This window comes from Streptococcus sp. KHUD_018 (assembly GCF_054861215.1).
In genome coordinates, this window is record NZ_CM142176.1 from 1,212,652 (window position 1) to 1,233,396 (window position 20,745).

21 protein-coding genes are annotated in these 20,745 nt (G+C 38.8%); all 21 read right to left on the reverse strand.

Going from position 1 to position 20,745, the window contains the following annotated elements:
- Positions 1-30: 30 nt before the first annotated feature.
- The 21 genes from ACVBD2_RS06155 to ACVBD2_RS06255 all read right to left on the reverse strand — a co-directional run bounded on the left by ACVBD2_RS06155 (position 31) and on the right by ACVBD2_RS06255 (position 20,742).
- Positions 31-654, reverse strand: coding sequence for a hypothetical protein (locus ACVBD2_RS06155; RefSeq protein ID WP_461685406.1), 624 nt, complete (start codon positions 652-654; stop codon positions 31-33).
- A gap of 144 nt (positions 655-798) precedes the next feature.
- A complete protein-coding gene (lepA, locus tag ACVBD2_RS06160; RefSeq protein ID WP_461685407.1) occupies positions 799-2,622 on the reverse strand; it encodes a translation elongation factor 4 in 1,824 nt (607 codons plus the stop codon).
- 78 nt (positions 2,623-2,700) lie between these two features.
- Positions 2,701-3,429, reverse strand: coding sequence for a metallophosphoesterase family protein (locus ACVBD2_RS06165; protein ID WP_461685408.1), 729 nt, complete (start codon positions 3,427-3,429; stop codon positions 2,701-2,703).
- A complete protein-coding gene (gene recN, locus ACVBD2_RS06170; protein ID WP_084948711.1) occupies positions 3,430-5,097 on the reverse strand; it encodes a DNA repair protein RecN in 1,668 nt (555 codons plus the stop codon). It abuts the gene before it with no gap.
- Positions 5,098-5,103: 6 nt separating this feature from the next.
- Positions 5,104-5,535, reverse strand: coding sequence for an arginine repressor (locus tag ACVBD2_RS06175; RefSeq protein ID WP_125415990.1), 432 nt, complete (start codon positions 5,533-5,535; stop codon positions 5,104-5,106).
- A complete protein-coding gene (locus ACVBD2_RS06180) occupies positions 5,528-6,343 on the reverse strand; it encodes a TlyA family RNA methyltransferase (RefSeq protein WP_084948713.1) in 816 nt (271 codons plus the stop codon). Before ACVBD2_RS06180 ends, ACVBD2_RS06175 begins: the two co-directional genes overlap by 8 nt.
- On the reverse strand, positions 6,336-7,211 hold the full coding sequence (locus ACVBD2_RS06185) for a polyprenyl synthetase family protein (RefSeq protein ID WP_084948715.1): 876 nt from the start codon (positions 7,209-7,211) through the stop codon (positions 6,336-6,338). The genes ACVBD2_RS06180 and ACVBD2_RS06185 overlap by 8 nt, the downstream gene beginning before the upstream one ends.
- A complete protein-coding gene (locus ACVBD2_RS06190) occupies positions 7,208-7,420 on the reverse strand; it encodes an exodeoxyribonuclease VII small subunit (protein ID WP_000043226.1) in 213 nt (70 codons plus the stop codon). The genes ACVBD2_RS06185 and ACVBD2_RS06190 overlap by 4 nt, the downstream gene beginning before the upstream one ends.
- A complete protein-coding gene (gene xseA / locus ACVBD2_RS06195; RefSeq protein ID WP_461685409.1) occupies positions 7,398-8,738 on the reverse strand; it encodes an exodeoxyribonuclease VII large subunit in 1,341 nt (446 codons plus the stop codon). The genes ACVBD2_RS06190 and xseA overlap by 23 nt, the downstream gene beginning before the upstream one ends.
- A 128-nt stretch (positions 8,739-8,866) precedes the next feature.
- The gene (gene udk / locus ACVBD2_RS06200; RefSeq protein WP_001181376.1) at positions 8,867-9,505 is read right to left on the reverse strand and encodes a uridine kinase; all 639 of its coding nucleotides are present in this window, start codon (positions 9,503-9,505) and stop codon (positions 8,867-8,869) included.
- Positions 9,506-9,840: 335 nt separating this feature from the next.
- A complete protein-coding gene (locus tag ACVBD2_RS06205) occupies positions 9,841-11,016 on the reverse strand; it encodes an HNH endonuclease (RefSeq protein WP_461685410.1) in 1,176 nt (391 codons plus the stop codon).
- A gap of 26 nt (positions 11,017-11,042) precedes the next feature.
- Positions 11,043-13,151 carry an AAA family ATPase gene (locus ACVBD2_RS06210; protein ID WP_461685411.1) on the reverse strand — a complete coding sequence of 703 codons (2,109 nt, stop codon included), beginning with the start codon at positions 13,149-13,151 and terminating at the stop codon, positions 11,043-11,045.
- A gap of 166 nt (positions 13,152-13,317) precedes the next feature.
- Positions 13,318-14,196, reverse strand: coding sequence for a tRNA pseudouridine(55) synthase TruB (gene truB / locus ACVBD2_RS06215; protein WP_461685412.1), 879 nt, complete (start codon positions 14,194-14,196; stop codon positions 13,318-13,320).
- Positions 14,197-14,224: 28 nt separating this feature from the next.
- On the reverse strand, positions 14,225-15,472 hold the full coding sequence (locus tag ACVBD2_RS06220; RefSeq protein ID WP_461685413.1) for a glutamyl-tRNA amidotransferase: 1,248 nt from the start codon (positions 15,470-15,472) through the stop codon (positions 14,225-14,227).
- Positions 15,473-15,497: 25 nt separating this feature from the next.
- Positions 15,498-16,772: a DUF2130 domain-containing protein gene (locus tag ACVBD2_RS06225; RefSeq protein WP_461685414.1), complete on the reverse strand. Its 1,275-nt coding sequence runs from the start codon at positions 16,770-16,772 to the stop codon at positions 15,498-15,500.
- Between the two features lie 94 nt (positions 16,773-16,866).
- Positions 16,867-18,147: an O-acetylhomoserine aminocarboxypropyltransferase/cysteine synthase family protein gene (locus tag ACVBD2_RS06230; protein WP_461685415.1), complete on the reverse strand. Its 1,281-nt coding sequence runs from the start codon at positions 18,145-18,147 to the stop codon at positions 16,867-16,869.
- Positions 18,148-18,294: 147 nt separating this feature from the next.
- Positions 18,295-19,092, reverse strand: a complete 798-nt coding sequence (locus ACVBD2_RS06235) for a formate/nitrite transporter family protein (RefSeq protein ID WP_000254787.1) — start codon at positions 19,090-19,092, stop codon at positions 18,295-18,297.
- Between the two features lie 124 nt (positions 19,093-19,216).
- Positions 19,217-19,564: a hypothetical protein gene (locus ACVBD2_RS06240; RefSeq protein WP_001008305.1), complete on the reverse strand. Its 348-nt coding sequence runs from the start codon at positions 19,562-19,564 to the stop codon at positions 19,217-19,219.
- A 122-nt stretch (positions 19,565-19,686) separates the two neighbouring features.
- Entirely contained in the window at positions 19,687-20,028 is a 342-nt protein-coding gene (locus ACVBD2_RS06245) for a hypothetical protein (RefSeq protein ID WP_461685416.1), read from the reverse strand.
- Between the two features lie 37 nt (positions 20,029-20,065).
- Positions 20,066-20,269, reverse strand: a complete 204-nt coding sequence (locus ACVBD2_RS06250; RefSeq protein ID WP_461685417.1) for a hypothetical protein — start codon at positions 20,267-20,269, stop codon at positions 20,066-20,068.
- 56 nt (positions 20,270-20,325) lie between these two features.
- Positions 20,326-20,742, reverse strand: a complete 417-nt coding sequence (locus ACVBD2_RS06255) for a hypothetical protein (protein WP_461685418.1) — start codon at positions 20,740-20,742, stop codon at positions 20,326-20,328.
- Positions 20,743-20,745: the final 3 nt, after the last annotated feature.

Sequence of the window (20,745 nt, forward strand, 5' to 3'; positions counted from 1 at the left end):
AAAGAAGACCAAGGATCTTCTTTTTTTCATTTATTCAGATTTAGTAGTTGACCAGCTACTTTCAACCATCGGTAAGATTGTTTTTAAAGTTTCCCCATCCCCTTCAAGTGAAACATAGCGGATTTTACCATCATTTGATCGGAAAACCCAGGTAACGAGGTATTTCCCTGATTTAGCAATTGCATTGACAACATAGGCTTCATAACCTCCAATGGTCGATTTGGAACCCCAGACCTTACTGAAATCAGAGCTTTGTTCTTTGGAAGTTAAAATACTAGATGAGACAGTCACAACATCCAGTTTAGCATATTCTTCTTCGCTGATATTGAACTGCTCAGCCTTGAAGGTATTCAGCGTAACAATGTTGATATCTGTTCCATCGCAATACTGTATATCATTTCCACCTTCTACTTCATGGAATCGAACCCATGATTTGGGTACCTTGACAAAGCCATACTCATTCGATCCGATGATTTGCGTCTCTTCCTTTTTCGCTTCAGAAACGGCAGAGCTAGAGCTACTCGTTTCCTGACTGCTAGAAGAACTAACAACTGCAGACGAACTTTCTTCGGTTGCTGTTTGTGATTTATTAGAGCATGAAGCTAAAAAAGCACTAACAGTAACTACAGTACCTAAAATTAATAATTTTTTCATCCTACCACCTTTCCATCTGCATTATAAGAAAAATAAAGACTTCTGTCAAATTCTAACCTAATCGATTCTGTTAGTTTCCGATTTTATAGCTCACATTTAAAGAAAAAACTCTTGAAAAATCTTCAAGAGTTTTATTTTTTATTTCTATTCTTCATCCATGCTTAAGACGCTGAGGAAGGCTTCTTGTGGAACTTCTACTGATCCGATAGCTTTCATGCGTTTCTTACCAGCTTTTTGTTTTTCAAGGAGTTTGCGTTTACGAGAAACGTCACCTCCGTAACACTTGGCAAGTACGTTCTTACGAAGGGCTTTGATATCAGTACGAGCCACGATTTTGTGCCCAATAGCTGCTTGGATTGGTACTTCAAATTGTTGACGAGGGATGATTTTCTTGAGCTTATCCACGATGAGTTTTCCACGTTCGTAAGCAAAATCCTTGTGAACGATAAAGCTGAGGGCATCGACCTTGTCTCCATTGAGAAGGATATCCATTTTCACCAGCTTAGATGGACGGTACTCTGACAATTCGTAGTCAAAGCTTGCATAACCACGCGTCGAAGACTTGAGCTTATCAAAGAAGTCAAAGACGATTTCAGCAAGCGGAATTTGATAGATGACATTGACACGATTATCATCAATATAGTCCATGGTCACAAAATCCCCACGTTTGCGCTGAGCCAGTTCCATAACTGCTCCGACAAACTCCTGCGGAACCATGATTTGCGCCTTAACATAAGGCTCTTCAATGGTAGCAATCTTGGTTGGGTCTGGAAACTCTGATGGGTTAGAAACATCCATAGACTCCCCGTCGGTCAAGTTAACCTTATAGATAACAGATGGAGCTGTCATGATGAGGTCAATGTTAAACTCACGCTCTAAACGCTCTTGGATAACATCCATATGGAGAAGTCCAAGGAAACCACAACGAAAACCAAATCCCAGCGCCTGCGATGTTTCTGGTTCAAACTGCAGACTGGCATCGTTGAGCTGCAATTTTTCAAGGGCTTCACGAAGGTCATTGTACTTGTTTGACTCAATTGGGTAAAGACCTGCAAAGACCATAGGGTTCATTTGCTTGTAGCCATCTAGCGGTTCTGATGCAGGATTGCTTGCTAGGGTCACTGTGTCTCCGACACGCGTGTCTTGAACCGTCTTGATAGAAGCAGCAATATAACCAACGTCACCTGTCGCTAGGAAATCACGCCCGACTGCTTTCGGCGTGAAAATTCCGACCTCAGTCACATCAAAGGTTTTGCCATTGCTCATGAGCTGAATCTTATCGCCAGGTTTGACTACCCCATCCATGACACGAACTTGGAGGATAACCCCACGGTAAGCATCGTAGACAGAGTCAAAAATCAAGGCCTTGAGTGGCGCCGTTACATCGCCCGTTGGTGCTGGTACTTTTTCAACGATTTGCTCAAGAATCTCTTCGATCCCAATACCAGCTTTGGCAGAAGCTAAGACAGCTTCACTGGCATCCAGTCCAATGACATCCTCAATCTCTGTACGAACGCGCTCAGGATCGGCTGCTGGTAAGTCAATCTTGTTAATGACGGGCAAGATTTCCAAATCATTGTCCAAGGCTAGATAAACGTTGGCAAGAGTTTGCGCTTCAATCCCTTGGGCCGCATCGACCACCAAAATCGCTCCTTCACAGGCTGCTAGCGAACGCGACACTTCATAGGTAAAGTCCACGTGGCCAGGTGTGTCTATCAAGTGGAAAATATAAGTTTCCCCATCTTTTGCAGTATAATTCAGCTCAATGGCATTGAGTTTAATGGTAATCCCACGTTCACGCTCAAGATCCATACTATCCAAAAGCTGGGCTTGCATTTCACGACTAGAAACGGTCTCCGTCTTTTCCAAAATGCGGTCTGCAAGCGTTGACTTCCCGTGGTCAATATGGGCGATAATGGAGAAGTTCCGGATTTTCTCCTGTCGTTTCTTTAATTCTTCTAAATTCATGATGCTCTTCCTTTCAGGGTATCTATTAATTATAAATTGTTTTTAACATTTTGACAAGACCATACCCTGCTAGGAGTACTAATCTTCGGCAACAAAACCATCATTTTCGATAAAGTGGTGTTCTGTCATTCCTTGGTCAGTAAAGACGATCCCATGAAGGACACCACCATAGACAGCTCCTCCATCCATGCCAATCTTGCCATCTTCTGTTATCCAAAGCTCAGCAGTACCTCGGTCTTGCTTCAGCAAACCATAGACTGGTGTATGCCCAAAGACAATGGTTTTCCCAGTATGGTTTTCAGCTTCGTGGAATGGTTTTCTGAGCCAGACTTTCTTGTAATCTGTGGTTTCATGCCAATCATCCAAAGTCAAATCAATACCTGCATGAACAAAGATATACTTGTCTGTCTCTACTACAAATGGCATTTGACGAATAAATTCGACCAAGTCTGCTGCTTCTGTCGCAACACGTTTGGCATCTTCTACGCCATCAACTGGTGCATCCAAGGGACGACCTAAAATAGAGTTAATGGTTGTATCACCACCATTGCGACGATAATGGTCATAGCTTTCTTCTGGGTCATCGAGCCAAGTCAGAAACATGTACTCATGGTTTCCTGATAGACAGATAGCTCCATGATTGTCGACCAAGTCTTTGACTATTTCTAGAACACGGCGACTATCTTCACCTCGGTCAATCAAATCCCCTAGAAAAAGCAACTGAGTTTGACCATCCCAGGTTTTGAGCAGATCTTCTAGCATACCTGCTTTCCCGTGAACATCTCCAATTACATAATAGTCTGTCATTTATTTCTCCCTCGTTTGCAATAATTCTCTGGCTTGGGTAAGGGCAGCTTCTGTTACATTTTCCCCAGCCAACATCTTAGCTACTTCCTCTACTCGCTCTTCTAAAGTCAAGAGGCGAACCGTCGACACCGTTGAGTGCTCATCACTAATCTTCTCAATAAAGAATTGATAATCCGCAATGGCAATCACTTGTGGAAGGTGAGAAATAGCAAGAACCTGACCATGCTGGCCAATCTTATGAATCTTTTGAGCAATGGCTTGGGCCACACGACCTGAGACTCCCGTATCTACCTCATCAAAGACAATACTGGTCTTCCCTTCCTTACGAGAAAAGGCTGACTTGATAGCCAACATGAGGCGGGACAATTCCCCACCAGACGCAACCTTAACCAAAGGCTTAAAGTCTTCACCAGGGTTGGTCGAAATGTAAAACTCGACCGTTTCATTCCCCTCACGACTGAATTTGCCCTTGCTAAAGCGAACCTGGAACTGTGCCTTCTCCATATAGAGGTCCTGAAGTTCTTGCTTAATCTCAGCTTCAAGCTGCTGAGCCAAATCATGACGAGCAGATGCAAGCTGCCCTGCCAAATCGACAAGATCGACTTCCAATTTCTTGAGCTCTGCTTCCATGTCTTCGGAAGAAAGGTTGTTACCAGTCAAGAGATTGTATTCATCCGTAATCTTAGCAAAATAAAGCAGGACATCGTCCACAGTCCCACCGTACTTGCGGGTAATAGTATTTAAAAGGTCTAAACGATTTTCAACCTGCATGAGGCGATTGCCATCAAAATCCAAGTTCTCAATAATATCTTCTAAACGCTTAGTAATATCTTCTAAAACATAGTAGGTCTCTGAGAGAGAACTCGAAATTTCACGGTATTCAGGGTCATACTCTTCGACACTTTCCATGTCATTCATGGCTGAACGAACATTGGCAAGACTGGAGAATTCCTCATTGTCCAACATAGTGTAGGCATTGGTTAGCGTATCTGCTATATTCTTGTGATTGAGGAGTTTATCTCGTTCTTGGTTGAGAGCCAAGTCTTCACCAGCCTGCAAGTTTGCTGCCTCAATCTCTGCCATTTGAAATTCCAACATTTCAATACGAGCCTTATGTTCCTGCTGGTTTTTCTTGACTTCCAAAACCTGCTTGCGCATTTTGCGATAGGCATCAAAGCTCGTCTGATAGGTCTCCTTCAAGTCCAAGAAAGCAGCATCACCAAACTCATCCAGCATCTGGATATGCAGTTGCGGACGCATTAACTCTTCTTGGTCATGTTGACCATGAATATCGACAAGATGCTGGCCAATTGCACGCAAAACAGAAAGATTGACCATCTGCCCATTCACGCGACTTACACTTCGCCCATTTTGAAGAATTTCACGACGGATGATAATCTCGTCACCCATTTCCAACCCTTGCTCTTCAAAGAGTTCTTGTAAAGAACGGCTATTCTCAACAGAGAAAAGTCCCTCAATCTCTGCCTTTGGCGCACCATGACGAATAACATCTGTAGTCGCTCTAGCTCCTAACATCATGTTCATGGCATCGATGATGATCGATTTCCCAGCACCTGTTTCACCAGTTAAGACTGTCATGCCTTTTTCAAAATTGAGCGAAATCGCCTCTATAATGGCAAAGTTTTTTATCGAAATTTCAAGTAACATATAAACCTACCAATTTTTTACTTGTTCAAATATTTCCTTGGCATCTTCTTCATTTCTCAAGATAATCAAAATTGAGTTGTCGTCTGCCAGACAGTTGAAAATTCTCTCTGAGAAAGTATTCATCAGCTGACTCTTGACAAAGGCAGTATTCCCAGGAATGACATCCAGATTGATCATATTTCCCATGCGCTCAGAACCTATTATGTTATTCTCAGCCAACTGCAAACTTCTTACAATTGTTTTTGGCAATTCATAGATGTATTTATTGTTCTTCAAGGGAATTTTTACAATACCCAGTTCCTTAATATCTCGTGACACCGTCGCTTGAGTGGCAGAGATACCTGCTTCTTTTAAATGCTCAACGATTTCTTCCTGTGTTCCGATTTGATAATCTGTTACAAATCTTCTAATTTTTTCAAGTCTCTCTTTTTTATTCATCTTTAAATTCTCTATGTGCTCTCTCTACAACTTTTTCTATTTCTGGGGCAACTTGATTACTTGCTCCCTCTTCCTTTTTCAAATAAGCTAAAAACTCAATGTTTCCATGTCCACCTTGGATTGGTGAATAGTCTAATCCAAGCACTGAAAAACCTTGATCAACTGCCATAGCAGTGACAGATTCAAGGACATTCTGATGGACCTTGGCATCGCGAATGATTCCATTCTTCCCAATCTGCTCACGACCTGCTTCAAACTGGGGTTTGACAAGTGCTACCACCTGACCTTGTTCAGCCAACACACGATGCAAGGCTGGTAAGATCAGACTAAGGGAAATGAAACTCACATCAATACTGGCAAAGCTCGGCTCCTTTTCGAAATCAGTCTTTTCAGCATATCGGAAATTAAACTGCTCCATGCTGACAACCCGAGGGTTTTGGCGTAATTTCCAAGCCAACTGATTGGTACCAACATCAACTGCAAAGACCAACTCAGCACCATTCTGCAACATGACGTCGGTAAATCCTCCAGTGGAGGCCCCAATATCAATCGTTGTCGCTCCTTCCACTGATAGATCAAAGACTTGCAAGGCCTTTTCCAGTTTCAAACCACCGCGGCTAACATACTTGAGTTTTTCACCCTTGAGTTTTAGCTCGGTGTCGTCTGGAATTTTCTCTCCTGGTTTGTCAAACCGCTCCCCATTAAGGACTGCTACGACAAGCCCAGCCATGACACCACGCTTGGCCTGTTCACGTGTTTCAAACAAGCCCTGTTTATAAGCTAGTACATCCACTCTTTCCTTAGCCATTGATTCTCAAACTTTCTACTATTTTCACAATCGGCTCTGTTTCAAAGCTGACTTGCTGGGCAATTTCTTCTAATTTTTCATTAGCTTGATCCAAAGTTTGGTTACAAAAGGCCTTGGCCTCTTCCAAGCCCAACAAGGCTGGATAGGTTGACTTTTCTGCCTGCAAATCCTTTTGTGGTGTTTTGCCGATTTCCTCAAAACTAGCTGTCACATCCAGCACGTCATCTCTTACTTGAAAAGCCAGCCCAATCAATTCACCAACCGTTTTCAGTTTTGCTTGGGTTTCAGGAGCTAATTCAGCTATGATAGCAGCTGCTTGGAAAGGATAAGCTAGTAACTTACCTGTTTTATTGGCATGAATGGTCTGAAGTTCTTCCAAAGACAAGTGCTGATGTTCGCCTTCCATGTCCAAAACCTGCCCTGCAACCATTCCCAGACTTCCTGAAGCAAGGGATAAGTTGGCAATCAAGTCCACCTTGATCTGACTGGGCAAATCTGCCTGCGCTATCAAAGCATAGGGATCTAGGAACAAAGCATCGCCTGCCAAAATTGCCATAGCTTCACCGAATTTCTTATGGTTGGTCAAGCGTCCACGTCGATAATCATCATCATCCATAGCAGGAAGATCATCATGAATCAAGCTCCCTGTATGAATCATTTCCAAGGCCGCAGCTACCTGTGCATGCGCTGGTCTAATAGCAACATGCAAGGCTTCCAAAACCTCTAACAAGAGAAAAGGTCGAATACGCTTGCCACCAGCATGAATGGAATAGAGAACGGACTCTCGCAAACTAGAGGCAAACTGCTGGTCTCCATAAAAATTTTCCAAGGCAGACTCGACAAGAGCTAATTTTTCTTGCTTCTTCATTCAAAATCACTTTCTGTTCCATCTTCTTGCATGACCTTGACCAAGGTTTTTTCAGCCTTGTCCAGCGTCGCTTGAAGCTCTTTTGACAAGACCATGCCCTTTTGAAAGGCAGCAATCGCATCTTCTAAAGCAATTTCACCATTTTCTAAACTTTGGACAATGGTCTCCAGTTCTGCTAGATTTTCCTCAAATTTCTTTTGTTTTGACATCTTTAACCTCTAATTCTACTTGACCATCTCGCATCAAAAGCGTCACTTGGTCTTTTTTCTTCAAACTCTCAACCGAATCGATAACTGACTCTTCTTTTTTGACAATAGCATAACCACGCGCCACGATTCGACTGGTATCCAACATCAGTAAGGCTTCTGAAAGTCGCTTGACTTCAGCGACCTTGGCATCATAAACCAGCGCCATTTGGCTACGTAGGAGCTTGTCCAACTGAGCAAGACGATCCTGATAGCGTTGGATTTTAGTTATAGGTGATAATTGCACCAGTCTGTGCGTCCTTGCTTGAACTACTTGTTTGTTATCAGAAATTCGTGTTCGCAAACTTTGTTTTAATCGCAGTTGCAGTTGATCCAAGCGTTGCAAATAGCCATCATACAAGCGCTCTGGCTGTCTAAAGATGACTGACTGACTGCATTTTTTCAGAGCTTCTTTTTTTCTTGACAGGACATTCTGAACTGCTGTTGCCATCCGCTTTTCTTGATTTTGCAAATGGGCCAGAAGATCCAACTTGGTTACAGGTGTTGCCAGTTCAGCTGCAGCTGTTGGCGTTGCAGCACGGCGATCAGCCACAAAATCCGCCAAGGTCACATCCGTCTCATGCCCAACACTGGAGATAACTGGCAAACGGGATTCAAAAATAGCCCGTACCACAATCTCTTCGTTAAAGGCCCAGAGATCCTCGATGGAACCCCCACCACGACCAATGATGAGCAAATCCAAGTCGTCACGTTGATTGGCACGCGCAATATTTCGAGCAATTTCCTCCGCAGCTCCATCACCTTGCACCTTGGTCGGATAGAGAAGGATATCGATACCAGGAAACCGTCTGCTCACGGTCGTGATAATATCTCGAATAACGGCTCCACTGCGACTGGTCACCACACCAATTCTCTTAGAAAATTGGGGAAGAGGTTGCTTGAACCGTTCTTGAAAGAGGCCTTCCTCAGTTAGTTTTTTCTTGAGTTGTTCAAACTGAATCGCGAGCGCCCCAACTCCATCAGGTTCAGCCTTCTCAATGATGATAGAGTAGCTCCCGCTCGGTTCATAGACCTGCACACGCCCAATCACATTGATCTTCATCCCCTCTTCGAGGTCAAAACCTAATTTCTGATAAATCCCAGACCAGATGGTCGCTTGAATAACCGTATGGTCATCTTTTAGGGAGAAATATTGGTGAGTAGGACGTTTACGAAAGTTGGAAACTTGACCAGTTAAATAGACCCGTTCCAAGTAAGGGTCTTTATCGAATTTCATTTTCAGATACTTGGTCAAAGTTGTTACCGATAAATACTTTTCCATCTCCACCTACTATTCATTTTCTTGCTTTTCCATGGGTATTATTATACCAAAAATATGCTTAAAAATCTCCTTTTGCATACCGAAACTAAAGGAAAAATAGAAAAAGGAGGTCAAGCCTCCTCGTCTGATTATTTGCTGTTACGAGCTTCTTCCAAAATCTTTGCAATTTTTGTCGTCAAAAGATCGATAGCAACGGTATTGCTGACCCCCTCAGGAATGACGATATCCGCATACCGCTTGGTCGGCTCGATGAACTGGTGATACATGGGCTTGACCACACCCAAATACTGATCAATAACGCTATCTAGACTACGGCCGCGCTCTTCCATATCACGCTTAATCCGACGAATAATGCGCACATCATCATCCGTATCCACAAAAATCTTGATGTCCATCAAATCGCGCAGACGCTTGTCCTCCAAGACCAAAATCCCCTCAACGATAAAGACATCCTGAGGCTCCTGACGATAGGTCTTGCTGCTCCGTGTATGCTCTGTATAGTCATAAGTCGGAATGTCCACCGGACGTCCCGCCAACAACTCCTTAATCTGCTCAATCATCAAGTCTGTATCAAAGGCGAATGGATGGTCGTAGTTGGTTTTGACGCGCTCTTCAAAGGTCAAGTGAGACTGATCCTTGTAGTATGAATCATGCTCAATCATGGAAATCTTCTCATCAGGAAAATGTGATAAAATGGCCCTCGAAACACTGGTCTTACCACCACCAGAACCACCTGTCACTCCGATAATGATTGGTCTATTTTGCATGCTATCCTCCGTTTTTTTATCCGTGGTCTATTCTATCATATTTTTTACAAAATTTATAGTCTGATTTTGGGGCACTCATCTAATAAATTTTAATAGAAAGCGTGGTATCTGCTTTGATTAACGAAACAAAAAGACTTTGCAATTTTTTAGTAAAAAGGTTTGATATCTATAACCAATTTCGTATAATCTTTATATAAGGTTTTCTAAGACTGTCTCTTGATTCTGATTAAATTGCTGATGCATGATTTGCTGTTCCCTCCACTGATTTTTGATTCATCTCTTTCAATTTTTTATGATTCTTAACTTCGTTTTCTTCTATAATTTTGAGTTTCATCTTAAATAGTAATTATAGAAGCATAATCTTCTCCGAAATGATCGAAACTTTTACCACTTTCTAAATAGTACTTAACAATTTCCTCGATTAAGCGTTTTTTTCTTAACTTATCATCTAAGCATTTTTTTCTTAACCTATCTTCATCTACATTAAATAATTTAGGAAAATCAATAGAAAGTCCTTGTTTTTTAATCTGTTGGTAATAGGCAATGAGGTCTTCTTTGTTATTTTTAACAAACATTTCTAAATCCCTTATTGTTTGTACTTTGTTCATATCATTCTGAAATTCTTGATTTGAAAAAGCAATATATTGAGAAGGATGACGACGTTTGTTTATCTCCTCATTTAATTTATAAATAACAGAATCATTATCTATTATTTCTACTAAATACTCACATATTTTAAATCCGAAATAATTTTGATCTACCCAATACTTACCTTTAATTTTTTCACATTCTCTATATTCTTTATATTCTTCTCGTAGATTTTTTATGTATAATTGCAAAATAGATTTTGTTAAAGTTAGTGGACTATTTGCTAATATGGTCAAAATTCTTTGAAACTCTAACTTGACTCTATGAGTGTAAGTTTTTTCAATATTATAATTATCAATAAAATTATGAATACGTTTACCATTAGAATTATCTTTGTAATTAAATTCAACTTCCGGCCAAAATCCCTCGTTTGTATCAACAAATTTTATATCAAAATAATCCTCAATGTCAAACTCTTCAAAGTAAGGGTGGATTTCACTTTCTTCCTCTTTGAGAGACTTTTCACTATGTTTAGAAGTATTACACTCCTCGCAACATTTGACTAGATTAATTGGTAAAATTGCAAGTCTAGGTTCGCCAAGTTTTTGACCATCTTTCTCTTTCTCACTCTTAGGAATAATATGCTCGAGTGTTATTTTAGTTGAAAACACACCTTCACAAATAGGACAAATTGCTTGATTGTTACTATTTTTCACAACTGGGAATTTTTGAAATAATCCTTTCGATTCTTCTCGGATATGATTTCTATACCATGAAGGTAAAATCTCGCACTGTGGCTGAATCATATCAACATCTAACTCATGCAATTTATGTATACTAGCTTTACTTTCATATTTCTTATCTACCTCTATTAAAAAACTACGAAGGTCCTTATCGACAGTATTTGGTAATACCGCTATCACTTCTTCTATAGACGGATATTCTTTAGCTACTCTTTTGATAAGACTTCACCCACTTTCTCTATCTCATCTTTGACTAAAAGATACTTCAGAAAAGCTTCATCACCTAGATATTGCCTGTCTTTATCTGATAACAAATTAACATCTTCTAAATCCTCTTGATTTGTTTCTTTAATTTTGTCAAAAATATTATCCCTGAGGTCATTAAAGAAACTGTTATAACCTGTTTGTTGTAATGCCAAACCATATATATTCTTGTATAAAGTATCTAAATTCTGACCATAGGTTTTGTAATTAGTATTTTTTAATTCGTGATTCGTATCCAACCTATAGACATTACAATGCGGAATTTCTTGAATGATTACTGGAGAGTGTGTAGCAATCAAACAGAAAGCTTTATTATTGTTCACTATCTCTGAAACAGCTCTAATAAATGCTTTAAGCATAGGTGGGTGCATAAACGTTTCTGGTTCATCAAAAATTACTAGACTTCCCTGATTAATGCTTGAAACCAGCTTCGTAATATATAAAAGAATAGTTGCTTGTCCTGAACTTAGATCGTCTATTTTTTCAATATCCTCTTTTATTATCTCTCTATCTAAAAAAGCATTTTTAATATCTTCTACCCAAGCTTCAAATGAAAAGAATTTTAAACAATCCCCCCACATTTTTAATTTATCTTCAGAAGCAATCAAATCAAATAATAAATTCTGTATGTAGTAGGTAAAACTTTCCTTGATGCTTATTTTAGATTCAAATCCTTCTTTTAGTGTATTATCATCATCAAGATATTTCCTAGATTTTTCTTTTAGATACTGCTTAATTTCTATTGACACTGCTTTCTTGAGAACTTCTGGGATCGGAGGATGCTTTACGGAAACAAAACCTATTTTCTCATAGACAATGCCATCATCGGAATCTTTTTCTTTATCAACAACCTCTATACTTGTACCATTTCTATTAAAATTAATAATATTATCAAATGGACTTAATGAAAAATGAAGTATCTGTGAGAACTTATTGTCTCTTTCTAAATGTTCCTTTATTATCTGATTGATTTTATGAGATTTTCCACTACCATTTCCACCAACCACTGCAAAAACATTCATTGGTAATTTTGAATTTCTATTTTTTATGAATTGTAGTTTCCCTTTATCTATACCATCTTCTTTAAAACTATAATTTATAGATTTTACTCTATCATCTACCGCCTGTATTATATTTTTCCCATCCCCTGAATAATGTACCGTAGAATTAGAATATCCAAAAACAGTCAATGGGTAAAATATTTCCTTAATTTCTTTTAATGTGGTTGTTCTTAGAAATGAATTATATAAAAAATTATGAACATCACCATTAGGTGGGAGAAATGTCAGAGATTTACCGTGTGAATCTGAAACTTCTGAATATTTTTCTGAAATTGCATCTAATAAACTTATATTAGATGCAAGGTCTCTTGATCGAGTGAACCATTTCTGACGTTCTTTATAAGAAAGATATTTTTTTAAAAATTCATAGTACGCCACTTCACCCAAGGAACAAAAATCCTCATCAGGATATTCTCCTTCACCACTTTTTAAATAGTCCATAGACAGATTATTCTTCGGATTAACTCGTAGCTCAAAAGTTTGTTCCCAAATCGTAAGATTTAAAACCAATTTATAACCATAATCATCCCAATCACTATTTTTTATAAACATCTGCTCTACAAAATTATCAAAACTTAAGGAAATAATTTCCTGCAATGTCTCTAAATATTCCTCGCCATTCTTTTCAACTCTTATAAAATGACATGTGAAAAAGTCTTGTTCAATAATAAAGTAACTCTGTCCAATATAGTTTTCGAATTCTGTTAACTTATTATTTTTCGTAATTTCAATATTTCCAGTTTTAGGGATATCGGTTAACTCAGTGATAACAAAATAATTTTCTAAATCAGAATTCCAGTCTATTGCTGACTGCGCAAACTTATTGATAATTAAAAAATTACTTTTTTTATACTTTTTTTCTAATTCTTTTAGATCATACTGGACTAATACTCCTTGTTTAGTTATTTTATAAAAACTACTTCTACTCTTTAACCAGTCAATCTCCGAATACTCACTTCTAATTCTTTCAATAATTTCGCTAACACTCATTTTTAAGAAATCCCTTTCATTTTATTATCATTATATCAAAATAAAATTACAATATCCTAGCTCGATATGTAATCGATTTCAATTGCTTCGCTCTTCTATATACATACTAACACTTAGTAATAACTTACCCAACTCTATTAATAAGAAACAAAAAAGACAGCAATGACTAGCTAAAAACCTTTCTTGGTTTGTAGAAATTGTCTCGTTTTTCTAGAATAGCTAGCAATTTATCCCCCTCAAAGGCAGCCAATTCTTGGTCTGTTTGGTCTAACTCAATAAAACGACCAAAGCGCACTTCTGTAGCCTCTTCTGGAGTTAGGAAAACTTTGACAAGGTCCCCTGTACCAATCTCAAAAGGATGGAGAAAGTCCAGTTGACCAGCCTCCACTTTTTCAGCAATTTCATTCAAAGTCAAGGCATCTTCTAACTGTAAACCTGCTGCACTCGTCCGAGTCAAATGGGACATATGGGCCGCATAACCCAGCTTCTCTCCCAAGTCAACAGACAAGGTACGGATATAAGTCCCCTTACTACATTTCACACGAAAGGTAAAACGTGCAAGTTCGCCCTCATAAGAAATCGGACTTGTTCGTTCAAATTGATAAATGGTCACCTGACGTTCTGGACGCTCCACTTCCTGACCAGCACGCGCATACTCATAGAGCTTGCGACCATTAACCTTAACAGCCGAGTACATCGGTGGAATCTGAGTAATAGGCCCAGTCAGACTAGCAATCGCTTCATCGACAATGGTTTCATCCAATGGCGACAAAACAGGAGTCTCTGCGACCACTTCCCCACTAGCATCCTCGGTCGTCGTTGAATAGCCCAGAGTAATCTCTCCCTCATAGACCTTGCCCTCATCCTGCATGAACTCGACCATTCGGGTCGCCTTGCCCACCGCAATTGGCAAAACACCCACCACATCTGGATCCAAGGTCCCACCATGACCAATCTTCTTGGTTCCCAAAATCTTACGCAGTTTAAAAACCGCGTCATGCGAGGTCATCCCCGCTTCTTTTTTTAAGTTGATAATACCGTTCATCTGTTGCTTTCTAATTTCCCTTTCACTTCTATTCCTCATTGTTTAAATCAATTTTTTTAATATCATATAAATCCTCAGAGTAAAATGGTTTACCCGACTCAATTGGTAAAATATATTCAAAATTATCATCCTTTTCAAGTTGCTTATATTTTCCATTAACAACCAAAAAGTAGTCAGCATTTATGTTGTAATATCCATCTGGAAAGCTTGAAAAATCAATATCTCTTAGTTCCAATAGGTTACTTTTGCTAAGTGTTAAATGCAAGCAAAGTGCTCCCTCCTTCATAAAGTCTTTAACAGAAAGAGTCGCATATCCTCTAAAAGCTTGTTTTTCTTTACTGAATGAATTTTGATTTTGAAGAGCCTTTTCTTTTATTAAAGGAGTTATCCTATATGAATTTGATATTTTAAAACCAGGGCTAGCTAATGGCTGTTCTTTATTATCAATAACTACTATATCATATCCTTTCTTTTGTATTGCACTTTCTACAGCTGATTTAAAATCATTCAGAACTGTCTGTGCCTCTTGGCTCGATGCAGAAAGCCTCAAGAATTCTTTAAAACCATAATTCTCATTAATGAAACTGACCTGTGTTAATTTTTGACGAATGTACTTAGCACCTACTTGGATAGTCATTCCATTATCCGATACTTCAAAAATACTAATATCTGAAACGTTACTATCTATTTCTACGCTTTTAAGAGCAACATCATAATTCATTCCCCTAGAAGAATAAAACTCTTTTAATTGTTGAACTTTAGCATTATTTCTAAAGTGGATTTGAATTCTACTTCCTACAAATGGAGAAAAAATACCAATCAAAAATAGAATGAGTAACTTGCGACTTAATTTTGGATTATAGTCTTCCTTTTGATAAATCCAATCTAAATACGGAAATAAAAATAATGAAAAAATGAAACTCCAAAGGTCAATATCTTTTATAAAGTCAAAGGAAACGATCATTTTAAATCTTAGCAAAAAAATCAGAAAAATTGCTAAAAAAATATTTCCAAGCAATAGAAAAGCAATGATGCGTTTCGATTCATTTTTTGCTTTTCGCACATAAGATATCCCCACCAGAAGATTAGCCAAAAAACTAATTCCATAACCGATTATAGTTGGAAAAAATCCAAAAATAGCAAAGATTAAATTATATCTTGAGTTAGTATCGCCTACGCCTTCAATATTTAAAAGACCATATAGGAGATTAAGAAAAAATACAACTAATGGTAAATAAGTAATATAAATTTCCGAGAATTTCAAAGATTTTTTCATAGGAACTCCTGTTTTTGAGGTAATCTCATTCCCCCTTCAGTGCTTCAAACTTCGCTTTCATGGTTGGATTTTTCCGGGTCAATTTTTTAACTGAAACATCTTCCAATTTGTTATTTGCAAGACGAAGTTGGTTTTCGGATGTGGTCAGGAACTTCTTGACCTCTTCCATACGTTTGATGGCCTTGTCGATTTCATCAATTGCTTTACCAAAGTTGGTTGAAGCAGAGTTGTAGTTTTTAGCAAAAGCTAGTTTAAAGGCATCCAAATCTTCCTCAAAATGTGTAATATCGATATTTTGCTCTCGAACCAAGGCCAACTCTTGTTTGTATTTTAGGGAATTAAGCGCCGCATTTCTCAAGAGACCAATCAACTGGATAAAGAACTGAGGACGAACCACATACATCTTTTCATACTCGTGGCTGACATCAACAATCCCTGTGTTAAAGTAGTCGTTATCTGCTTCTAACATAGTCACCAACACGGCATACTCACAGTTCTTTTCCCGACGGTCCTTGTCTAATTCCTTGTAAAAATCGGCATTCTTGTGCTTCTTCTCTGTTCCGTCCGCTTCATTTTTCATCTCAAACATGATGGAAATGAACTCTAGACCATTTTCATCAAAATCACGGAAGATAAAGTCACCCTTAGAACCACGCGCAGAAACCTTGTTATCCTTTTCAAAGTAAGCATTTGGAAAAGCAAAACTGCGGACCTTGTTAAACTCACTCTCTGCATATTGTTCCAAACTTTCCCCGATAGCTTTTGTGGATTGTTGGGCTTTGAAATTCTTATAGAACTCGACCTGTTCACTAGCTGCCTTAAGCTGGGCTTCGTAATTTTGCTTGACTGAAGCCAAAGACAACTCATTTTCCTTTTCTTGCAAGAGGAGCTGATTTTTGACCTGATCCCGTTCTTTTTCTAGGTCAGAAAGGGTCTTTTGCAGTTGATTTTCATACTCCAAACGCAAGGTCGCCAATTGGTTTTCCAAGGCCTGTACTTCCTTGTCCTTGGCCAATAAAGCCTCATGGCTTGTCTGTTCAACCTCTTTCTTGGCCAATTCCTTCTCTGTATCAAAGTTTTTGATTTGACTCTGCAATTGCGCAATTTCTTGGTCCTTCTGAGCCAGTTTAGTCTGTTGCTCATTCATGGCCTTTTGCTCAGCCAAGGCTAGTTCCTGCTTCATGCGATCGTGTAATTCCTTATCAAACTCAGCTGTTCTCACTTGGGATAAAAGTTCAGCATACTGACTCTCATTTACTGTAAAGACTTCCCCACAGTTGGGACATTTGATTTCGTTCATAACTTTCCTCTTTCTAGACTTCTGTAACCATTATATCATGCCTGAGAGAAAATCAAAAACAGCGAGTCGAAACCCACTGTTTATATCTGTTACTTTAAATTTTTTCCAAGGCCAAGCGCAAATCTTCAATCAAATCCTCTACATTTTCAAGACCGATCGACAAGCGGATTTGGTTTGGTGTGACTCCTGCTGCTTCTAGGTCTTTTTCTGACAACTGACCGTGAGTGGTTGTCGCAGGATGGACAACAAGAGATTTGGCATCTGCCACGTTTGCAAGGTCAGAGAAGATTTCCAAATTATCAATTACCTTACGAGCTTCTGCCTCTCCACCTTTGACATGGAAGGTAAAGATTGAACCTACACCTTTTGGCAAATATTTCTCAGCCAAGGCATGGTAAGGACTGTTCGCTAGTTTTGGATAATTTACCTTCTCTACCTTAGGATGATTTACAAGGAAATCAACAATTTTCTCTGCATTTTGCACGTGACGTTCAACACGAAGAGAGAGAGTTTCAAGCCCTTGGAGCAAGAGAAAGGCATTAAATGGTGACAAGGCCGCACCTGTATCACGGAGCAATTGAACACGAACAGCGATAATAAAGGCTGCTGCACCCACATCCCGAGTATAGCTCAAGTTATGGTAACTTGGGTCTTCCTCAACAAATTGAGGGAACTTCCCTGAAGCTGCCCAGTCAAAACGACCACTATCGACAATCACTCCTCCAATAGTCGTACCATGTCCACCGATAAACTTAGTTGCTGAGTGAATGGCAATATCTACACCGTGAGAGAAGACGTTAATCAAATATGGTGTGGCAAAAGTGTTGTCCGAAACGAGAGGAATTTGGTGTTTATGAGCAATCTCAGCCAGTTTTTCCAAGTCAGGAATGTTAATCAAGGGATTCCCCAAGGTTTCAATCAAGACAAGCTTGGTATTGTCATTGATAGCTGCTTCCACTTCTTCCAAATTATCCACATCGACAAAGGTTGTTGTGATCCCATAACGAGGAAGGGTTTCTTTCAAAAGATTGAAGGTTCCGCCGTAAATAGTGGACGCTGCCACCACATGGTCACCTGCGTGAGCAAGCGCCAAAATAGTGTAGGTTACAGCAGCCATACCTGATGCTGTCGCTAGTGCTCCAACACCACCTTCAAGAGCAGCGATTCTTTCCTCAAAGGCTGCTGTTGTAGGATTTGTGATACGGGTATAGATATTGCCTGGTTTTCTCAAGGCAAACAAATCGGCACCTTCTTGCGTATCATCAAAAACAAAGGATGTTGTCTGATAAATTGGTACTGCACGAGACTTGGTCGCTGGATCAACTACTTGCCCAGCATGTAATTGTAGGGTTTCAAATTTAAAATCACGAGTCATACGACGACCTCCAAATAGCTTCATTAAGGATATTGTATCATCTTGAGCTAGCCTTTTCCAATACCGTTTTTCTATATTTTGATATAAGGAATAACTATGGCTGATCTTAAACATCAAAAAAAGCACGATTGACTCGTGCTCTTTTCTTTAATCTACATAAGTATCTTCATTTTTATTGAGGAAGGCGTATGGCAAGCCCATCAGGAGACCGCCCCCAATGAAGTTTCCGACAAAGGTTACACCCCAGTGACGAAGAATATTAGGTATGTCAAAATTAGCAATTGAATCTGCTGCAACACTAAACTTAACAATCGCAAAAGAAGCAAAGTTCGCAGCAATGTGTTCGTTTGTTAAGAATACAAACATGTAAATTGCTGACAAAACAAGCCAAAGTTTAGCTCCACCGTCTTTCACCAAAACGAATGAAAGAATGGCAATATTTACAAAGATATTGGCCAAAATACCTTCAAGCAAGACTAACTCATTGGAACGGCCTAACTTCATCTCTACAACCCCTGAAATGAAGCTATCATGTGTTAGATTTGCATAGGCTGCTGAGTGGGCAAAGCCCCAACCTGCTATCAAAGCTCCGATGAGATTGAACAAGGTACAGTAAAGTAAAATCTCAGCTGTTTTTCTCCAAGAAATTTTCTTCAAAAAACTACCTGCAGTTAAGAACATCATATTTGAAGTTACCAACTCAGCATTCAAGAAAACAATGTAGGCCAATCCCCAAGCAAAAACAAATGGGAAGAGGAAACGTCCGCTACCTGGCGCTATTTTATTAATCAAGTCAGCTCCAACTGCACCCGCAGCCGTACTAAATGTTAGAAAGGCACCTGCAAACATAGAACGAATCGCATATTTGAATTTACTTTGACTATAAAGACTTTCTTTCTTCTTACAAGCAAATTCAATCTTTGAGATAAATTCTGAAGAGACCATAAAAAACTCCTAAAACTATTATTTGTGAATATTATAACATAAAGCACGCATTTTGAAAAGCCTTTCTTGTATACGTTTTCTACAAAGAAAATCAATGCATTGGGGAATTCCATAAATCTCTCCTTTACCCATTAACAGAAAAACATTCCAATGTTTCAAATTGATCATCCAAAAATTCAAACTCAAATAGGTGCCAGTCATCGAAGGTTTGCTCACAATAACTAACTGTTCCTTGATTGTAGTCAATGATAGGTTTCCCCAGCTTGTTCTTCACATCTTCCTCGCTGACTTCTCCATACATTTCCTTAAGATCAGCTAGCATGAAGTTGATAATTCTATTGAGATTTTCCTGATAATTTTTTGATAACAGTTCAACTTTATCTATAAAGTCACAATCAGGCTCCTCGTCCCAAACAAAGGTCACTCCCTCATGCTCATAAGTGTATTGCTGTAAACTCTCATCAAAATTCATTGTTCACTCTCCAAATCATTATCATTTACTAAAAATTTATTAACATTAATCAAAATGTTCAAATGATTTCATAAAAATGTCTTCCACACACGCGTATGATAAAATAACAACACTTGCAATGATTAGAAGATATCATCATAATGTTCACTCGCTTGTTTCACAAACTCGAAAATATTCAATGATATGGGGTTCATTTCCAGTGAACCTAATGCCCCCAAATCATTCATATAAATAGTGTCGTCAGAATCTTTCTTTATAAAAAAAGCGACATCCCCATCTTGCCCAATCAGGAAAAAATCAGGTTCCCACTCTTCTATTTGGTAGGTGGAGTTTCTTTCTAGCAAATCTAACCTCGAATATAAGGTGATGCCTGTATTCTCTATTATCAACTCTCCTGCTTTATCGATTTTACTCAAGAATTCTGCGTATAGGTTCGGAAGTACCAAGTCAATCTGATTATTCATTGTCAACTCCTCATCTATTTTTCCTACTGCGAAAGCTCTATACCTCATCTTCACCTAGTTCTCTAAAATGTGAAATATGATATCCAAAATAAGACTTCCCCGATTTTCCTATGAAGATTCCGTGTTCAGTCATATTGGCAATTTCTCCCAAGAATATCATAGGAAGATCCTTGTCAAATGGAAAACTACTTGTTATGTCTTCTTTGAGCGTAACTAAAGACTTTTCTCTTAACTGACTCATTATCTATCCTCTCTTATACTAGGCATCCTTCAGTTTCTTACGATAAATCTTTCAACTTATCTATCAATTACAATTCTAATATGGTAGTTTTTAGTTTCATTCTTTAGATTCTTAACAAGCATATCATTCTGTTTTGATTTGCCAAAGAAAAATAATAGAGTCTTTCTGTCTTTCTGTTCAATACATAAAAGATATCTTACCCCATTCAATTTGACACTTCGAATATATTGGACTTCAATCCTTTTGATGTTATTCAGTGGAATGATTCGCTTCACAAATACGAAAGCATTGTGAATATAAAGTCTCCCATTGGCAATGTGAAACGGGGCAAAAAAATTACCACCACTACGGCGGACAATTGTAAAACGTCGCCAAAAGATTAGTAAAAGAATAGAGGTTAATAAGTAAAAGGCAAAACTAAAGACAGGACCTTCCCACATCGTTTTCATTCCAATCCAAAAATATTCGAACATGTA

Excerpts from the sequence above, each read along its gene's own strand:
- truB (WP_461685412.1), bottom strand. The coding sequence starts at position 14,196 with ATGAACGGTATTATCAACTTAAAAAAAGAAGCGGGGATGACCTCGCAT.
- recN (WP_084948711.1), bottom strand. The coding sequence starts at position 5,097 with ATGTTACTTGAAATTTCGATAAAAAACTTTGCCATTATAGAGGCGATT.
- ACVBD2_RS06225 (WP_461685414.1), bottom strand. The coding sequence starts at position 16,772 with ATGAACGAAATCAAATGTCCCAACTGTGGGGAAGTCTTTACAGTAAAT.
- ACVBD2_RS06180 (WP_084948713.1), bottom strand. The coding sequence starts at position 6,343 with ATGGCTAAGGAAAGAGTGGATGTACTAGCTTATAAACAGGGCTTGTTT.
- ACVBD2_RS06250 (WP_461685417.1), bottom strand. The coding sequence starts at position 20,269 with ATGAGTCAGTTAAGAGAAAAGTCTTTAGTTACGCTCAAAGAAGACATA.
- udk (WP_001181376.1), bottom strand. The coding sequence starts at position 9,505 with ATGCAAAATAGACCAATCATTATCGGAGTGACAGGTGGTTCTGGTGGT.
- ACVBD2_RS06190 (WP_000043226.1), bottom strand. The coding sequence starts at position 7,420 with ATGTCAAAACAAAAGAAATTTGAGGAAAATCTAGCAGAACTGGAGACC.
- ACVBD2_RS06155 (WP_461685406.1), bottom strand. The coding sequence starts at position 654 with ATGAAAAAATTATTAATTTTAGGTACTGTAGTTACTGTTAGTGCTTTT.
- ACVBD2_RS06185 (WP_084948715.1), bottom strand. The coding sequence starts at position 7,211 with ATGAAGAAGCAAGAAAAATTAGCTCTTGTCGAGTCTGCCTTGGAAAAT.
- ACVBD2_RS06245 (WP_461685416.1), bottom strand. The coding sequence starts at position 20,028 with ATGAATAATCAGATTGACTTGGTACTTCCGAACCTATACGCAGAATTC.
- ACVBD2_RS06220 (WP_461685413.1), bottom strand. The coding sequence starts at position 15,472 with ATGAAAAAATCTTTGAAATTCTCGGAAATTTATATTACTTATTTACCA.
- ACVBD2_RS06210 (WP_461685411.1), bottom strand. The coding sequence starts at position 13,151 with ATGAGTGTTAGCGAAATTATTGAAAGAATTAGAAGTGAGTATTCGGAG.
- ACVBD2_RS06255 (WP_461685418.1), bottom strand. The coding sequence starts at position 20,742 with ATGTTCGAATATTTTTGGATTGGAATGAAAACGATGTGGGAAGGTCCT.
- ACVBD2_RS06240 (WP_001008305.1), bottom strand. The coding sequence starts at position 19,564 with ATGAATTTTGATGAGAGTTTACAGCAATACACTTATGAGCATGAGGGA.
- ACVBD2_RS06165 (WP_461685408.1), bottom strand. The coding sequence starts at position 3,429 with ATGACAGACTATTATGTAATTGGAGATGTTCACGGGAAAGCAGGTATG.
- ACVBD2_RS06175 (WP_125415990.1), bottom strand. The coding sequence starts at position 5,535 with ATGAATAAAAAAGAGAGACTTGAAAAAATTAGAAGATTTGTAACAGAT.
- lepA (WP_461685407.1), bottom strand. The coding sequence starts at position 2,622 with ATGAATTTAGAAGAATTAAAGAAACGACAGGAGAAAATCCGGAACTTC.
- ACVBD2_RS06235 (WP_000254787.1), bottom strand. The coding sequence starts at position 19,092 with ATGGTCTCTTCAGAATTTATCTCAAAGATTGAATTTGCTTGTAAGAAG.
- ACVBD2_RS06230 (WP_461685415.1), bottom strand. The coding sequence starts at position 18,147 with ATGACTCGTGATTTTAAATTTGAAACCCTACAATTACATGCTGGGCAA.
- xseA (WP_461685409.1), bottom strand. The coding sequence starts at position 8,738 with ATGGAAAAGTATTTATCGGTAACAACTTTGACCAAGTATCTGAAAATG.